The sequence below is a fragment of the Photobacterium sp. R1 genome (assembly GCF_054600795.1).
This window is the reverse complement of the sequence record NZ_BAAHZP010000004.1, coordinates 356,563-373,858: the sequence shown is the minus strand read 5'-3', so window position 1 is coordinate 373,858 and position 17,296 is coordinate 356,563. Positions and strand designations below refer to the sequence as shown.

At 53.9% G+C, this 17,296-nt stretch carries 15 protein-coding genes; 4 read left to right on the top strand and 11 right to left on the bottom strand.

Annotated elements, in window-relative coordinates; translation table 11 throughout:
• Positions 1-77: 77 nt before the first annotated feature.
• The 7 genes from nusB to glyA all read right to left on the bottom strand — a co-directional run bounded on the left by nusB (position 78) and on the right by glyA (position 6,024).
• Complete coding sequence (gene nusB / locus ACYP03_RS09535; protein WP_248141181.1) at positions 78-548, bottom strand: transcription antitermination factor NusB; 471 nt, start codon at positions 546-548, stop codon at positions 78-80.
• Positions 548-1,018, bottom strand: coding sequence for a 6,7-dimethyl-8-ribityllumazine synthase (gene ribH / locus ACYP03_RS09530; RefSeq protein ID WP_036749961.1), 471 nt, complete (start codon positions 1,016-1,018; stop codon positions 548-550). Before ribH ends, nusB begins: the two co-directional genes overlap by 1 nt.
• 197 nt (positions 1,019-1,215) lie before the next feature.
• Complete coding sequence (gene ribBA / locus ACYP03_RS09525) at positions 1,216-2,319, bottom strand: bifunctional 3,4-dihydroxy-2-butanone-4-phosphate synthase/GTP cyclohydrolase II (protein WP_248141182.1); 1,104 nt, start codon at positions 2,317-2,319, stop codon at positions 1,216-1,218.
• A gap of 40 nt (positions 2,320-2,359) precedes the next feature.
• Entirely contained in the window at positions 2,360-3,022 is a 663-nt protein-coding gene (locus ACYP03_RS09520) for a riboflavin synthase (protein ID WP_459779407.1), read from the bottom strand.
• Between the two features lie 17 nt (positions 3,023-3,039).
• On the bottom strand, positions 3,040-4,167 hold the full coding sequence (ribD, locus tag ACYP03_RS09515; RefSeq protein ID WP_459779404.1) for a bifunctional diaminohydroxyphosphoribosylaminopyrimidine deaminase/5-amino-6-(5-phosphoribosylamino)uracil reductase RibD: 1,128 nt from the start codon (positions 4,165-4,167) through the stop codon (positions 3,040-3,042).
• A gap of 6 nt (positions 4,168-4,173) precedes the next feature.
• A complete protein-coding gene (nrdR, locus tag ACYP03_RS09510; RefSeq protein ID WP_036751583.1) occupies positions 4,174-4,623 on the bottom strand; it encodes a transcriptional regulator NrdR in 450 nt (149 codons plus the stop codon).
• Positions 4,624-4,773: 150 nt separating this feature from the next.
• Positions 4,774-6,024: a serine hydroxymethyltransferase gene (gene glyA, locus ACYP03_RS09505; RefSeq protein WP_248141185.1), complete on the bottom strand. Its 1,251-nt coding sequence runs from the start codon at positions 6,022-6,024 to the stop codon at positions 4,774-4,776.
• A gap of 499 nt (positions 6,025-6,523) precedes the next feature.
• Between glyA and ACYP03_RS09500 the strand changes: the two genes are divergently transcribed.
• Entirely contained in the window at positions 6,524-7,150 is a 627-nt protein-coding gene (locus ACYP03_RS09500) for a YitT family protein (RefSeq protein ID WP_459779402.1), read from the top strand.
• On the opposite strand, the gene ACYP03_RS09495 is transcribed toward ACYP03_RS09500, so the two are convergent.
• From ACYP03_RS09495 to purL, 3 genes are all read right to left on the bottom strand, one after another.
• Entirely contained in the window at positions 7,151-7,942 is a 792-nt protein-coding gene (locus ACYP03_RS09495; RefSeq protein ID WP_248141187.1) for a hypothetical protein, read from the bottom strand.
• Between the two features lie 236 nt (positions 7,943-8,178).
• Complete coding sequence (gene glnB / locus ACYP03_RS09490) at positions 8,179-8,517, bottom strand: nitrogen regulatory protein P-II (RefSeq protein WP_248141188.1); 339 nt, start codon at positions 8,515-8,517, stop codon at positions 8,179-8,181.
• Between the two features lie 245 nt (positions 8,518-8,762).
• On the bottom strand, positions 8,763-12,668 hold the full coding sequence (purL, locus tag ACYP03_RS09485) for a phosphoribosylformylglycinamidine synthase (RefSeq protein WP_459779399.1): 3,906 nt from the start codon (positions 12,666-12,668) through the stop codon (positions 8,763-8,765).
• 399 nt (positions 12,669-13,067) lie between these two features.
• On the opposite strand from purL, the gene mltF reads away from it, so the two are divergent.
• Positions 13,068-14,558: a membrane-bound lytic murein transglycosylase MltF gene (gene mltF / locus ACYP03_RS09480; RefSeq protein WP_248141190.1), complete on the top strand. Its 1,491-nt coding sequence runs from the start codon at positions 13,068-13,070 to the stop codon at positions 14,556-14,558.
• 37 nt (positions 14,559-14,595) lie between these two features.
• Here mltF and tadA read toward each other — a convergent pair whose 3' ends face one another.
• Entirely contained in the window at positions 14,596-15,123 is a 528-nt protein-coding gene (gene tadA, locus ACYP03_RS09475; protein WP_459779397.1) for a tRNA adenosine(34) deaminase TadA, read from the bottom strand.
• A 157-nt stretch (positions 15,124-15,280) separates the two neighbouring features.
• Here tadA and ACYP03_RS09470 point away from each other — a divergent pair, with 157 nt between their 5' ends.
• Both ACYP03_RS09470 and fghA read left to right on the top strand, forming a co-directional pair.
• Positions 15,281-16,399, top strand: coding sequence for an S-(hydroxymethyl)glutathione dehydrogenase/class III alcohol dehydrogenase (locus ACYP03_RS09470; RefSeq protein ID WP_459779395.1), 1,119 nt, complete (start codon positions 15,281-15,283; stop codon positions 16,397-16,399).
• Positions 16,400-16,413: 14 nt separating this feature from the next.
• Entirely contained in the window at positions 16,414-17,265 is an 852-nt protein-coding gene (fghA, locus tag ACYP03_RS09465; protein ID WP_459779393.1) for an S-formylglutathione hydrolase, read from the top strand.
• Positions 17,266-17,296: the final 31 nt, after the last annotated feature.

Here is a 17,296-nt window from a genome sequence, read left to right as displayed (position 1 = left end):
GTCAGAAGTTCTTGATGGTCGTTTTACCCAGAAAAAAGGCCAGCAGAGCTGGCCTCAGTTTCGTTTTCAAAAAACGATTATGCTTTTTTACGCAGAACAGGTGCAAGTTTATCCAGCACACCATTCACAAACTTGTGACTGTCTTCAGCACCGAAAACTTTCGCCAGTTCGATTGCTTCGTTAATCACAACTTTGAACGGTACGTCTTCACGTTTCATGATTTCGTACACGGCCAGACGCAGCAGCGCCAGTTCCATCTGATCCAGATCCTGCAGCGGACGCGACAGATAAGGACGCATCTTGCTGTCCAGTTCCTGATGGTTCAGCACCACACCGGTAAACAGATCGCGGAAGTACTCCACATCGGTCTGTGGTGCAGCCAGAACAGGCGCTTCAGCCTGATGTGCTTCTTCTTCAAACTGTTCACCAGACAGAAAATGCATTTCGATATCGGCAGCATTTCCTTTGGTGATTTGCCAGGAATAAATGGCCTGGACGGCAAAGTGTCGTGCGTTACGACGTGCGGCTGGTTTCACACTAACCCCCATTAGGATTCAATTTGGGACAGGACGTTTACCATCTCAAGCGCGCTGAGTGCAGCCTCTGCCCCTTTATTACCAGCCTTGGTACCGGCACGCTCGATGGCTTGTTCAATTGTGTCTACAGTCAGGACACCAAATGAAACCGGAGTGTTGTACTCCAGAGCCACCTGAGCCAGACCTTTATTACATTCACCGGCAACATACTCGAAATGCGGAGTACCGCCACGGATCACAGAGCCCAGTGCCACGATGGCATCATAACGGTCGCTTTTCGCAACTTGCTGGGCGACCAGAGGCAGCTCATAAGCACCAGGACAACGTACAACGGTAATGTTGTCGTCGCTTACCTGTCCCTGACGTTTCAGTGCGTCCAGCGCACCTTCCAGCAGGCTTTCATTGATGAAACTGTTGAAGCGACTGATAACGATAGCAATTTTTGCGTTGGGTGCCGCGATGGCGCCTTCGATTACCTTCATGGGCCTTCCTGTGACTATGTCTTTTCTTTCCGGATTGAGAAACCGCGGGAGTCTATCACAATTTATACGTGATACCAATTGACTTCACTGTCAAGTCATAAACCGCGGTAAAGTGCGATCCCGATTCCGGCGCAGAGATGAATGAAAACAGTATGTTAAACGTATTTCAGGTTCAGGAGCACACCGCTCCTTTCCCCTTAGTTACAAATATATTCCACCACTTCCAGCCCAAAGCCGGACAGTGAATGGTAGCGCTGATTACTGGACGACAGCAGGCGCATCTTGCCAACCCCCAGATCAGCCAGGATCTGCGAACCCACACCGACCTGGCGTGACGGGTTCTTCGGATTCAGCTTCACTCCCGGCTGGCCGTCAGCCTGCGAAGCCATATGCTTCACTTTGGTGATCATACCATCCTGAGTTTCATGACGATTCAGAATCACCATCACCCCGCCCTGGTCAGCAATCCGCTGCATCGCTGAAGGCAAAGTCCACTGGGACGCGCCTGAATGCAGAATGTCTTTAAAAGTATCCTGCAGATGCACCCGTACCAGCGTCGGGTTATCTTGCGAGACATTGCCTTTCCGCAATGCATAGTGGATCTGGTTGTCGATCGTATCACGGTAAGTGATCAGGTCGAACTCACCGAATTCTGTCGGCAGCACGCACTCGGCCACACGTTCTATCGTTGTCTCGTTGTTATTGCGATACTCAATTAAATCCGCAATGGTGCCCAGTTTCAGGCCGTGCTGAGCCGCAAACACTTCAAGATCCGGACGACGGGCCATGGTGCCATCCGGATTCAGAATTTCGACAATCACACTGGATGCTTCTAATCCGGCCAGACGGGCCACATCGCAGCCCGCTTCTGTATGACCAGCACGAGCCAGTACACCGCCTTCCTGTGCCATCAGCGGGAAAATATGTCCCGGCATCACAATGTCTGCCGGTGAGGCGTCTTTGGCAACCGCTGCCTGCACGGTCCGGGCACGATCAGCGGCAGAAATACCGGTTGTCACCCCACGGGCAGCTTCAATGGAAATCGTGAAATTGGTACTGAATTGCTCGGTGTTGTCCTGCACCATCAGCGGCAGTTTCAGCTGCTGGCAGCGCGCCTGGGTCAGCGTCAGACAGATCAAACCCCGGCCATGGGTCGCCATAAAGTTAATCGCATCAGGTGTGATTTTTTCTGATGCGATAATCAGATCACCCTCATTTTCACGGTCTTCGTCATCCATCAGAATGACCATTTTGCCCTGACGGATATCTTCGATAATTTCCTGTGCGCTGCTTAACGCCATGTTGCAATCCCTCACCTAAGTTTTTCTTTATGATAGCGGTTTAGCCGAGAAAGCCGCTCCGGGCCAGAAGTTCCATGCTGAGCTCTGACGAACCGCCAGCCTGTGCTGCTTTCTCTCCCAGCATCAGACGCTCCAGATAACGTGAAATGACATCCACCTCCAGATTCACCCGGCGGCCGGCTTTAAACCCGTCCATCGTGGTTTCGCCAGCTGTATGTGGCACGATCGTCAGCTTGAATTCCGCACCTCGCACTGCATTTACGGTCAGGCTGATCCCATCAATGCTGACAGAGCCCTTCTCAGCAATGTATTTTGCCAGATGATCCGGCGCTTTCACCCAGAATTCAATGGCCCGGCCGGTTTGCGTGCGGGAAATAATTTCCCCCACATCATCCACATGGCCCGACACCATATGGCCGCCAAAACGGGTCGTCGGCAACATTGCCTTTTCCAGATTCACCACCTGTCCCGGTTTGTAATCTTTAAAAGCAGTCCGGTTCAGTGTCTCCAGTGAGACATCTGCAACATACCCTTGACCGGTGAGGGCCACCACGGTCAGACAGACGCCGTTGGTGGCAATACTGTCACCCAGCTTGACATCAGACAGATCCAGCCGGCCACTGTTCACCGTGACGGAAATATCCTGCCCTTTCACTGCCAGCGCCTGAATCGTGCCAACAGCTTCAATAATACCTGTAAACATCCTAATACTTCCTTACTCTACGGCGCAGGCGTTTTGATGCTGCCGCGAATGCGAATATCCTGCCCGACCATCCGAACGTCATTCAGAACCAGTGACGGCACTTCTGACATCACAGACAGGCCGTGCAAATTCATCAGGCCGCGGCTGTCGCTGCCCATCAGTTTCGGGGCCTGATACAGGATCAACTCATCCACCAGCCCGGCACGAACTAAAGCGCCGGCCAGACCGGCACCTGCTTCTACCCAGAGATGATTGATATCCTGACGGGCCAATGCCTGCATCAGCGCCGTCAGATCCAGCTGGCCGTTCTCCTGCACCGGAACAACCAGTTGTGTGACATTTTCCGGCCATGAAAGCGTATCTGCCCGCCCTCGGGCCAGCAGCACTTTCCCCGGCAGAGAAAACAAACGTTGTGTGGGCTGAAGACGATTCTGACTGTCGATAATCACCCGGACCGGCTGACGCAATTCAGGCTGAGGATATTCAGATTGCGTCCGTTCCCCCAGCTCCTGCCAGCGAACATTCAAAGACGGGTTATCCGCCAGAACTGTGGCACTGGTCGACAGAATCGCACCTGACTGCGCACGAAATCGCTGAACATCCGCTCTGGCTTCAGGACCGGTGATCCACTGGCTGGCGCCATTGGCCAATGCTGTTCTGCCGTCAAGACTGGCAGCCAACTTGAGCTGAACATAGGGCAAACCCGTTTTCATGCGTTTGATAAAGCCCGGATTGAGTGCCAGTGCATCAGCTTCCAGCAATCCTGTTTCGACTTCAATCCCGGCGTCTCTGAGCATGGCGACACCCCGGCCTGCAACCTGCGGATTCGGATCAACCATAGCGCAGATCACCCGGGAAACCCCAGCCGCAATCAGCGCTTCTGCACAGGGGGGTGTTCTGCCGTAGTGGGAGCAAGGCTCCAGCGTGACATATGCCGTTGCGCCCCGGGCGTTTTCCCCGGCAGCACGCAGTGCAAAGACTTCCGCATGCGGCTCCCCGGCACGATAGTGAAAACCTTCACCAATCACAGTGTCATCTTTCACGATGACGCAGCCGACATTCGGATTAGGGGCAGTGGTGAAACGGCCACGTCGGGCCAGACTGATGGCGCGACGCATCATGGCGTGATCGGTCGGTGTAAACATCTTGACTTATTTTTCCAGTTTGGCGATCGCTTCACCAAATTCCCGGATGTCTTCGAACGAACGGTACACAGAGGCAAAACGAATATAGGCGACTTTATCCAGTTCAATCAGCGCATCCATCACCAGGTTCCCGATCATGTCGGATTTCACTTCGCGCTCTCCGGTCGCACGCAAGCGGGATTTGATCGTATTGATCGCTCGTTCAATGTCATCTGCACTGACCGGACGTTTTTCCAGTGCACGTTCAATGCCACCACGCAGCTTGTCTTCGTTAAACGGCTCCCGGCTGCCATTGGTTTTAATGACATGCGGCATCACCAGCTCAGCGGTTTCAAAAGTTGTATAACGCTCGCTGCACGCCAGGCACTGACGACGGCGCCGGACCTGATGACCGTCAGCGACCAGACGGGAATCGATTACTTTGGTGTCATTGGCACCACAAAACGGACAATGCATCTTGCCTCCTCAATTTCGTCGACTCAGTGTAACCCAAATCAACTGACTTGAGAGGCGCAAAGCTAAATTTTTTATCAACAAAAACGGCATCCGATGGATGCCGTTTCACTATTCTGACCTAAATGTTGGTCTGTATTCAGCCTGACCTGCTTACGCGTAAACTGGCAGGCGCTTACAGATATCCAGCACTTTCGCTTTAGTTGCATCGATCACGTCCTGGCTCTCGATGTTGTCCAGCACGTCACAGATCCAGTTCGCCAGTGCTTTCGCGTCTTCCGTCGTGAAACCGCGACGGGTGATCGCTGGTGTACCGATGCGGATACCTGAAGTCACGAACGGACTGCGAGGATCGTTAGGTACACTGTTCTTGTTCACAGTGATATTCGCTGCACCCAGTGCGGCATCAGCTTCTTTACCTGTGATGTTCTTATCAATCAGGTCAACCAGGAACAGATGGTTCTCGGTACCGCCGGAAACGATCTTGTAGCCACGCTCCAGGAACTGACCCACCATAGCTTTGGCGTTATCAACAACACGCTGCTGGTAAGCTTGGAACTCAGGCTCCATTGCTTCTTTGAACGCAACGGCTTTGGCTGCGATGACATGCATCAGCGGGCCGCCCTGACCGCCAGGGAAAACGGCTGAATTCAGTTTCTTGTACAGCTCTTCACCTGCATTTGACAGGATCAGACCGCCGCGAGGACCAGCCAGTGTTTTGTGCGTTGTTGTGGTCACTACATGTGCGTGCGGTACAGGGTTCGGGTAAACACCCGCAGCAACCAGACCTGCAACGTGCGCCATATCAACAAAGAAGTAAGCACCAACTTTGTCTGCGATTTCACGCATGCGCTTCCAGTCAACAATCTGAGAGTAAGCAGAGAAACCACCGATGATCATTTTCGGCTTGTGTTCCAGCGCCAGCGCTTCCACTTCTGCGTAGTCAATCTGACCTTGCTCATCGATACCATAAGGAATGATGTTGTACAGCTTACCGGAGAAGTTCACAGGAGAACCGTGAGTCAGGTGACCACCGTGTGCCAGGCTCATGCCCAGAACGGTATCGCCGGCATTCAGCAGGGCCATGTAAACCGCACTGTTTGCCTGAGAACCTGAGTGTGGCTGAACATTCGCGTATTCAGCACCAAACAGCTGGCATGCACGATCAATTGCCAGTTGCTCGGCTTTATCTACATACTCACAACCGCCGTAGTAACGCTTACCCGGGTAACCTTCTGCGTATTTGTTGGTCAGTTGTGAACCCTGGGCTTCCATTACACGCGGGCTGGTGTAGTTCTCAGAAGCAATCAGCTCAATGTGCTCTTCCTGACGGGCTGTTTCTTCCTGAATGGCCGCAAACAGTTCCGCGTCATAATCAGCAATATTCATGTCACGCTTTAGCATCAGTCTCTCCTGACTCAGATAGTTCTCAAATTCGCTCACCTAAGTATCTGACAAGGTCAGACTCTTAGGTCAACGGGAAATAATCTGCATTTTTCCCGATTGGTGCTGAAAACACAACCCCAGACACCACGGCAACGCAAACGTTTTCGTCACACCAGCAGATAAGTCGGCATTTTAGCGAAAATACTCCTTTTCAGATAGCCCCGAAATCGCTTTTTTATCCCCTTTTTTGTTCGTTTTTCTCATCTGGAAGATGAATTTATTTCAAGTTTGCACAAACATCCATCAAAAAAATTACATCGTAAAATGTGAACGCAACCATAATGCGAAAATAATGATTTACAAAACCGTAAATTTTAAATTACAAACCGTATTTCTTTACCTTCAGCTCCGGGATTCATTTTTTCCAGCCAGGCTATAACATATCGCGCGCATTTCCCCTCCTGTGCCGTCGCACTGACGTCACGCAGTATCAGAGGGGTATTTTTGGAGGTATCGATTGAAACACCGCGGCCACTCTCGCAAAGAAAACCTGATTGCCATTCTGACTGGCACATTCATTGTCGCGCAAGGCGTTTTTTTCTTACAACAGGCAAACTTACTGACAGGCGGAACAACCGGCTTAGCGCTGCTGATGACCCACTTTACAGATTTCAGTTTCGGTCAGCTGTACTTTGTCGCGAATATTCCGTTTTACATCATGGCCTGGTTCCGCATGAACCGCAGCTTTGCACTGACCAGTGTGTGCTGTGGAGCGCTGGTTTCAGTCATTACAGACAACCTGCACCATGTGGTGGCTATCAGCCAGTTTGATCCGGTTTACTGTGCCGTGATTGGCGGCTTGCTGATGGGATTGGGAATGTTGATTCTGTTCAGGCATAACACCAGCCTGGGCGGGTTTAACGTATTGGTGCTTTATCTGCAGGAAAAATTCGGCATTTCAGCAGGCAAGCTTCAGATGGGCATCGATATCTGCATTCTGATTTGCTCTTATTTCCTGATGACACCGACTATTCTGCTGTTGTCACTGCTGGGCGCTGTGATGCTGAACCTGGTTCTGGCCATGAACCACAAACCAGGCCGGTATCACGATGGCAAAGCCACCGCGACCGTGACGAACGACTGATTACACAACGACTGGCTCATGCAGCAAACCGGCATGAGCCAGCTTGTCCAGCAAGACATCTTTTGCCTGACGGCGTAAGTCGCGATCCAGCGCATTGATATTTACCGCGAGCTGCAAAGGCTTCCCTTCCGCACACTCAACCTGCAGTTTCAGCTGATTTTTCACCATGGATACCGCAGAAATCTGAGAAAAAGGAATGCGATAGCAACCAAGCCAGGGATTGGGGGTGATAAACAACGCTTCAGGCGTAACCATCAGTGCCGTTTTCTTTTTCCCTGCCAGATTCCGGGCAAAAATAACCAGACCTGCCAGCACAGCCAAGCCGCCTAAAGGCATCCCCACAATCATCATCAGAATCCCGACGCCAGCCAGTCCGAAGGCCAGCGGATCTTCATCGCAAAAACCAAATTGCGGGTTTTCCGGCTTCAGTTCAGATTTCACATCCTGTACCTGCCGCAGCCGCCAGCGCTGCGCATCAGCCCAATAGCAAATATGGAAAATCAGCCCCAGCGGAAAAAGTACCACTGTTGCGAACAGGACCAGACACTTCCCCAGGAAAGCAGACTTTGTCAGCAGCTTCAGACTCAGAATCTGAGCAAAAACCGCCGCTGCTGCCAGCCATGGCCAGTATGACCATATTTCTGAAGAAATCGGGAGGACAGAAAAGGGAAAAAACTTCGGATTTGAGTGAATCAGTTTCGACATCAAAGGTGCAACGACGATCACCACTGCCGCAGCTGTCAGTACGGAGATGGCAAGGCCGCCATAAGTCGACAGGGACACGCGTTTCATGATGACTCTCCTTGCAGACATTGAAATAAACTTTCGGCCGTTGCGTCATTCCGATATCCGCGAAGACAGCCTAAGGCAACAATGCGACAGGGAAAATTGGATATTAAATGATCAAATCAACAATCAGAGACCGCTTCACAATCAGAGAACATCAAAAAAAGCACAGCCCCGGACAAAGCCGGGGCTGCAGCGGTGGGAGACATTGTGCGTCTCCGGGAATTCTTGCATAAATACAATCAGATGGCGTCTTCGTCTTCTTCACCGGTACGAATCCGGACTACGCGTTCAATATCAAACATGAAGATTTTACCGTCGCCGATCTTACCGGTTTGCGCCGTTTCAATAATCGTCTCGACACACTGCTCTGCCACATCATCACTGACCACGATTTCCAGTTTTACCTTCGGCAGAAAGTCGACCATATATTCCGCGCCACGGTATAACTCCGTGTGACCTTTCTGGCGACCAAACCCTTTGACTTCAGACACAGTCATTCCCGTGATCCCCACCTCTGCCAGGGCCTCACGCACATCATCCAGTTTGAATGGCTTAATAATGGCTTCGATTTTTTTCATCTCACAATATCCTTTGCTGAGGGTCTGTTGACCCTGAGGTCTGCTGCCCCCGGGGCGGGGTCTCGGCGTGCAATCACCGATACCGGAAAGCCCCCATTATCACCGATTTTTCATTGAAAACTCAACGGCTCGCTGGCAGACGGCTCATGATTTCCGAGCCGCCAGTAATTCCCGTCCCCATAAAAAAACCGCTGCACTTGGCAGCGGTTTGATAATCAGCTGTCCGGCACGCAGCCAGCAGTGTTTTAGCCCAGATTGACACGGGCATTACGGAACATCCGCATCCACGGACTGCTCTCATTCCAGTCGTCCGGATGCCAGGAGTTCGCCACGGTACGGAAGACCCGCTCCGGGTGCGGCATCATGATGGTCACACGGCCATCCTGAGTCGTCAGACCGGTGATCCCATTCGGTGAACCGTTCGGGTTGGCCGGATAGTTCTGAGTCACCTTACCGTAGTTATCGAGATAACGCAGGGCAATGGTGCCAGACTGCTCAATCGCAGACAGGTGTTCCGCATTGCGTACTTCAACCCGGCCCTCACCGTGAGATACGGCGATTGGCATCCGGGAACCCGCCATCCCGTTGAAGAACAGCGAATCGCTCTGCTGAACTTCCACCAGACTGAAACGTGCTTCGAAGCGCTCAGATTCGTTGCGGACAAAGCGCGGCCACAAATCTGCACCCGGAATCAGGTCACGCAGATTGGACATCATCTGGCAACCATTACACACACCCAGTGCGAACGTATTGTCACGATGGAAGAAACGCTCAAACTGATCACGCGCCATGCTGTTGAACAGGATGGACTTCGCCCAGCCCTCACCGGCACCCAGGACGTCACCGTATGAGAAGCCGCCACAAGCCACCAGACCGTTAAAGCCGTCCAGCTTAACACGACCGGACAGAATATCGCTCATATGCACGTCACGGGCATCGAAACCGGCACGGTCAAAAGCCGCCGCCATTTCAACATGGGAGTTCACACCCTGCTCACGCAGAATTGCCATCTTCGGACGCGCACCCGTCGCAATAAACGGCGCGGCGACATCTTCATTGATGTCAAAGCTCAGTTTGGTGTTCAGGCCCGGGTCCTGACTGTCTTTCTTGGCTTCGAATTCCTGCAGGGCACCGGCTGGATTGTCACGCATAGCCTGCATCTGATAAGTCGTTTCAGCCCAGATTGTACGCAGTTCAGTCCGGTTCTGTTCCAGTACCCGATCGTTGCCGTTCCAGATACGCACGACATCTTCATCGACGACCGTACCCATCACATGGCTGCAGGCTTCCAGACCGAATTTCGCCAGCACGTGTTCCACATGGGCCAGATCTTCCGTACGTACCTGCAGCACCGCGCCCAGCTCTTCGTTGAACAGGGCCGCCAGCACATCATCACAGGCATCAGCATCTGTGGTGTTCAGATCGACTTCAACCCCGGTGTGACCGGCAAAGGCCATTTCAGCCAGCGTCACGTACAGACCACCGTCACCTCGGTCATGGTAAGCCAGCAGCTTCCCGTCGCGCAGCAGACTCTGAACGGCATGGAAGAAGCCTTTCAGCAGCTCAGGGCTGTCCACATCGGCTGGCTGGTCACCCAGTTGCTTGTAAACCTGTGCCAGCGCGGTCGCGCCCAAACGGTTCTTACCGCAACCCAGGTCAATCAGGATCAGGCTGGATTCGCCCTGGTCTGTCCGCAGCTGTGGTGTCACTGTTTTACGGACATCTTCCACACGGCCGAAAGCGGTGATAATCAGGGACAGCGGAGAGGTGACTTCTTTTTCTTCACCGTTCTCTTCCCACTTGGTCTTCATCGACATGGAGTCTTTACCGACCGGAATCGTCAGACCCAGCGCAGGACACAGCTCTTCGCCGACGGCTTTCACCGCTTCATACAGACCAGCATCTTCGCCCGGGTGACCGGCCGGAGACATCCAGTTTGCAGACAGTTTAATCCGCTTCAGATCGCCGATGTCGGCACTGGCAATGTTAGTAATCGCTTCACCGACGGCCAGACGGGCCGAGGCCGCAAAGTCCAGCAGGGCAACCGGCGTGCGCTCACCCATTGACATGGCTTCACCATGGTAAGTGTCGTAGCTTGCTGCCGTCACCGCACAGTTCGCAACCGGTACCTGCCAAGGACCCACCATCTGGTCACGGGCAACCAGACCGGTCACCGTGCGGTCACCAATGGTGATCAGGAAAGTTTTCTCGGCAACGGCCGGCAGGCGCAGCACGCGGTGTGTCGCTTCTTCCAGCACAATACCGCTGCGGTCAATGGCCGTTCCCTGTGCTTTTTGTGAGGTCACATCACGATGCATTTTCGGCGGTTTACCCAGCAGAATATCCATCGGCATATCAATCGGCGTATTGTCGAAGTGGCTGTCATCCAGTGTCAGATGACGCTCTTCTGTCGCTTCACCCACAACCGCATACGGTGCACGCTCGCGCTGACAGATAGCATCGAATACGGCCATCTGTTCCGGTGCAACTGCCAGTACATAACGTTCCTGGGATTCGTTACACCAGATTTCCAGCGGACTCATGCCCGGTTCATCGTTAGGTACATCACGCAGCTGGAACTTACCGCCACGCTCACCGTCGTTCACCAGCTCAGGCAGAGCATTCGAGATACCCCCAGCGCCGACATCGTGGATAAAGGCAATCGGGTTGTCATCGCCCAGCTGCCAGCAACGGTCGATCACTTCCTGACAGCGACGTTCCATTTCCGGGTTTTCACGCTGAACCGAGGCAAAATCCAGATCTTCGGCTGACTGGCCGGAAGCCATGGAAGAGGCCGCGCCGCCGCCCAGACCGATATTCATCGCCGGGCCGCCCAATACGATCAGCTTGGCACCGACTGGAATTTCTTTCTTCTGAACGTGCTCATCACGAATATTCCCCATACCACCAGCAATCATAATTGGCTTGTGGTAACCCCGGATTTCTTCGCCGTTATGAGAAGAAACCATTTCTTCATACGTACGGAAATAACCCAGCAGGTTCGGACGTCCAAACTCGTTGTTGAACGCCGCACCGCCCAGCGGGCCTTCCAGCATGATATCCAGCGCCGTCACAATTCGGCCCGGCTTGCCAAAGTCGGTTTCCCAAGGCTGCTCAAAACCCGGAACGCGCAGGTTTGATACGGTAAAGCCAACCAGACCGGCTTTCGGCTTACCGCCGATCCCGGTTGCGCCTTCGTCACGGATTTCACCGCCGGAACCGGTCGAAGCGCCCGGCCATGGGGAAATGGCTGTCGGGTGGTTGTGGGTTTCCACTTTCATCAGGATATGAGCTGCTTCCTGATGGTAGTTATACTGACGGTTTTCCGCATCCGGGAAGAAACGACCCACTTCAGAGCCCACCATGACTGCAGCATTATCTTTGTATGCTGACAGAACGTAATCGCTGTGTTGCTCGTAGGTATTTTTGATCATCTTGAACAGCGACTTTTCCTGATCGACACCGTCAATCGTCCAGTCTGCATTGAAGATCTTATGGCGGCAGTGCTCGGAGTTCGCCTGTGCGAACATCATCAGTTCGATGTCGTTCGGATTCCGGCCCAGTCTGGTGAAGTTTTCAACCAGATAATCAATCTCATCTTCAGCCAGTGCCAGCCCGAGAGACAGGTTCGCTTCTTCCAGCGCCTGACGGCCACCGGACAGAATATCCACACTCTGCATCGGCGCAGGTTCAGCGTGTCGGAACAGGGCTTCTGCCTGACTGAAATCATCAAACACGACTTCCATCATGCGGTCATGCAGCAGACCTTGCAGCGTTGTTTGCTGGGCCTCGCTCAGCGCAGCGGAGGTCGCGACATAATAAGCCGTACCGCGCTCAAGACGTTTGATTTGTTGCAGACCACAGTTACGGGCAATATCCGTTGCTTTGGAAGACCAAGGGGAAATGGTGCCTGGACGTGGGGTAACCAGCAGCAGCGTGCCGCTTGGTTCATGCTCGACAATCGTAGGACCATAGGTGAGCAGGCTGGTCAGGGTCTCCAGTGCCTGGCTGTCGAGCGGCGCAGCCAGCTCAGCAAAGTGCATGTACTCGGCATAAATACCTGTGACAGGCAGACCCGAGGCTTGACAACGCGCCAGCAGTTTATTGACACGAAACTCAGACAGTGCGGGTGAACCACGCAAAATTTCCATGTGCGTACGACTCTCGATTAGCAATTGAATGAAGGTGATATTGGCCTGATCCCCACCCCGGGAGCCACGTCAATGCCACCTTGTTCAGCGCTGATTTCCCCCTTCGGTTCAGAGGAACGGCGGTAGTATACGGGAAAAGCGGGTGTGACGTAACACCTGACGCAACCGTTTGCGCGATTTTTTTTTCAATCCGTCGCCGATCGACAGCGATCTTTGACCACCTGCCCAAAAATGCGCAAATTTTCACCTATTATCCGGTCGCCGGATAAGATCAAATGGGGCTCAGCTTTGCCCGGAATGCGACCTTTGGTATAAAGGACCACTAAATAGACAGATGAGCATGAATTATTGAGACGGTTAGCTTTTTCCGCCAGACTGCGGAACCTGGTCGCTATCTTATTGACAAGCTTGATATTATCGGGATGTCAGTGGGAAAATGACACCCGCACAGAGTTGGAACGGATCCGCGACAGTGGCGTCCTCCGCGTCGGGACACTCAACAATCAGATTTCCTACTACATTGGTCCGGACGGCCCGACCGGACTGGACTATGACCTTGCCCAGCGTTTCGCCGACAAGTTAGGCGTCAAACTGGAAATGCAGCCGGTCTTCTCTCTCTCAGGTCTGTTCCCGGCCCTGACCCGCGGCGATGTCGATCTGCTCGCCGCCGGGCTGACCATGACACCGGAACGGGTCCGGTCTTTTCGTGCGGCCCCGGCCTACTACTATGCCAGTCAGATTCTGGTCTATAAGAAAGGGGAATGGCGCCCGCGTGATGTCGACGATCTGGCCCAGAATAAAGGCCAGCTGGTTGTCGTGCGGGATTCCAGCCATGAAAAGAACCTGCTGGAGCTCAAAAAAGATCACCCGGCCCTGACCTGGCATGCCGTTGATGAAGTCGACAGCGAAGAGCTGCTCAGACAAGTCGCTGTCGGCGAACTGGATTATACCGTCGCTGATTCTGTGGATGTTGCCCTGAGCCAGCGGATTCATCCGGATATCGCCGTTGCACTGGAACTGACCGATGACCAGCCGATCGGCTGGTTCCTGAACCCGAGCAATGACGACAGCCTGTATGCGCTGCTGATTGAATTTTTCGGCGAGCTCAAACAGAGCGGCGAACTGGCGAAACTGGAAGAGAAATATTTCGGCCATGTCGATCAGTTCGACTATGTCGATACCCGGGCATTTCTGCGCGCTCTGGAAAGTAAACTGCCGCGCTGGGAAAGTATCTTCAAAAAGTACGCCGACGAGTTTGACTGGCGCCTGCTGGCGGCGCTTTCTTATCAGGAATCGCACTGGAACCCGAGGGCCGTTTCTCCGACAGGTGTCCGCGGCATGATGATGCTGACACTGCCAACCGCGAAATTAGTCGGTGTCCAGAACCGTCTGGATCCGGAACAAAGTATTCGCGGGGGAACGGAATATCTGAGAAAAATGATCGCCCGAATCCCGGACAGCATTGAACCGCATGAAAAAGTCTGGTTCGCGCTGGCGTCATATAATGTCGGATATGGCCATATGATGGATGCCCGTCGTCTGACCAAGAAACAAGGGGGTAACCCGGACGCCTGGAGTGATGTCAAACAGCGGCTGCCGTTACTGCGCCAGCGGAAGTTCTATCGCCAGACCCGCTATGGTTACGCTCGCGGTGATGAAGCCCTGCTCTACGTGGAAAATATCCGCCGGTACTATCAGAGCATCATCGGCTATGAACAGGCACACAGCCAGCCCCTGAACAGTGAAGGGATCCGGCTGGTTGACGACTGGCAGACCATTGCCCCGGTTGAAACGAATGACAACGGGACGACCCTGCTTGAGCAGGCGGCAGACAATGCTATCGAAGCCGTGATCGAAAACACCCAGCCTCAAAAAAACGTGAGTCGCTGATCAACCCCGACCGGGTGGCTGCCAGGCCACCCGGCATTTAATCTTCCTGATGATTGTCCTGCTGTTCTGCAAGCCGGCTGGCTTGTTTCAGTGCTTTTTTCTCGGCACGGCGCCGTTTAAAAAAGGCCTGCAGCTGCTGACGGCATGCATCTTCCAGCATCCCGCCCTGAAACGCCACATGATGATTCACCCCGGTATAACTGAGCATGTTCATCACACTGCCCACAGCACCGGTTTTGGGATCCGGTGCGCCGTATACCACCCGGCCAATCCGGCTGTGCACCATGGCCGCTGCACACATCGGGCAAGGTTCCAGGGTGACATAGAGCACGACATCCAGCAGACGATAGTTAGCCAGCACTTGACCGGCCTGACGTAACGCCATGATCTCGGCATGCGCCGTGGCATCATGCTGACCAATCGAGCGGTTCCAGCCTTCACCAATCACTTCACCATTGAGGACAGCCACGGCCCCGACCGGCACTTCACCTTCGGCTTCTGCCCTGCCCGCCAGCTCAATGGCCCGCTGCATGAAAAATTCGTCCTTACTGCTTGTGTCGCTCACTTTGGTTCTCTGCTGTGACTTCCGGGGCGTCGGATTATAAGCGATGCGCCTCGCGCCCACCAGCATCGTCCAGCAATCCGGCAGGCTCCACATTAGGCACAACGCGTAATTCTCACCTACTTTATATGAATCATGACAATGACAAAGTGAGCATGCCATGGAAACGATCAAATCCCGGGCTGCAGTCGCCTGGGGGCCCAACCAGCCTCTGACCATCGAAGAAGTCGATGTTGAGCTTCCCAAAGCCGGGGAAGTGCTGGTTCGTATTGTGGCATCCGGAGTTTGCCATACCGATGCCTTTACGCTGTCTGGTGAAGATCCGGAAGGAATATTCCCGGCCATCCTCGGTCACGAAGGCGGCGGTATTGTCGAAAAAGTCGGCCCGGGGGTCACCACGGTTCAGGTTGGGGACCATGTGATTCCCCTCTACACACCGGAATGCGGCGAATGTAAGTTCTGTTTATCCGGCAAAACCAACCTCTGCCAGAAAATACGCGACACCCAGGGCAGAGGCCTGATGCCGGACGGCACGACCCGCTTTTCTCTGAACGGTGAACCGATATTCCATTACATGGGATGCTCTACTTTCTCGGAATACACCGTGCTGCCCGAAATCTCCCTGGCCAAAGTCAATCCGGCGGCGCCACTGGAAGAGATCTGCCTGCTGGGCTGCGGAGTCACCACAGGCATGGGCGCCGTACTCAACACCGCCAAAGTGCATCCGGGCGATACCGTGGCAGTCTTCGGCCTGGGCGGTATCGGCCTGTCGGTCATCCTCGGGGCAACCATGGCCGGCGCTTCGCGCATCATCGGGATTGATGTGAACGAACATAAATTTGCCCTGGCAAAAAAATTTGGCGCGACAGACTGCATCAACCCCAACGAAAACGACAAGCCCATTCAGGACGTGATCGTTGAACTGACGGACGGTGGCGTCGACTTCTCTTTTGAATGCATCGGCAACGTGAAGGTCATGCGTGCAGCACTGGAGTGCTGCCATAAGGGCTGGGGCGAGTCGGTGATCATCGGGGTCGCCGGAGCCGGACAGGAAATTTCGACCCGTCCTTTCCAATTAGTCACCGGCCGGGTCTGGCGCGGGACAGCCTTTGGCGGCGTGAAAGGCCGGACACAACTACCCGATATCGTCGAGCGATATCTGAACCATGAATTCCAGCTGCATGATTTCATCACGCACACCATGCCGCTGGAAGACATCAACCAGGCATTCGAATTGATGCATCAGGGAAAGAGTATCCGTTCCGTCATTCACTACTGAGTTGTGAGGATGGCATGAAGAGCGAACTTGTCAGCAACAACAAAAGCTTTGGCGGCTGGCACCAGCAATGGCGGCATGTGTCAGATGATCTGAAGTGCACGATGCGCTTTGCCATTTATCTTCCGCCGCAGACAGAAATCGGAGAAAAAGTGCCCGTGCTCTACTGGCTGTCGGGCCTGACCTGCACCGATGAAAATTTCATGCAGAAAGCGGGGGCGCATCGGGTCGCTTCCGAACTGGGCATCGCCATCGTTGCACCGGATACCAGTCCGCGAGGCGAGCAGGTTCCGGATGATCCTGAGCGGGCATACGACCTCGGCCTCGGGGCAGGTTTCTATGTAAATGCCACCGAGCCCCCCTGGCAGCAGCACTATCAGATGTATGACTATGTGGCCGATGAACTGCCCGCGCTGATCGAAGCACAGTTTCCGGTCACGCAGCAGCGGGCGATTGCCGGGCACTCCATGGGCGGCCATGGCGCACTGGTGATCGCATTACGCAATCCATTACGATACACCTCTGTATCTGCCTTCAGCCCCATCAGCCATCCGATAGAGACCCCCTGGGGCCGGAGAGCCTTTGCGAATTATCTGGGTCCGGATGATGGCGTCGTCTGGCAACAGTATGATGCCTGTGAGCTGCTCGCCCTGAGTACGCCCCACCTGCCGGTACTGGTGGATCAGGGAACCGCGGATGAATTTCTCAGCCACCAGCTCAAACCCGGCGCCCTGCTGAAGGCCGCCGAACAGGCAGACTATCCGATTAACCTGCGCATGCAACCCGACTATGATCACAGCTATTACTTCATTGCCAGCTTCATCGAGGACCACCTGCGATTTCATGCCCAGTATTTCTTCAGACCCTGAATCGAAAAACGCCCGGCATCAAGCCGGGCGT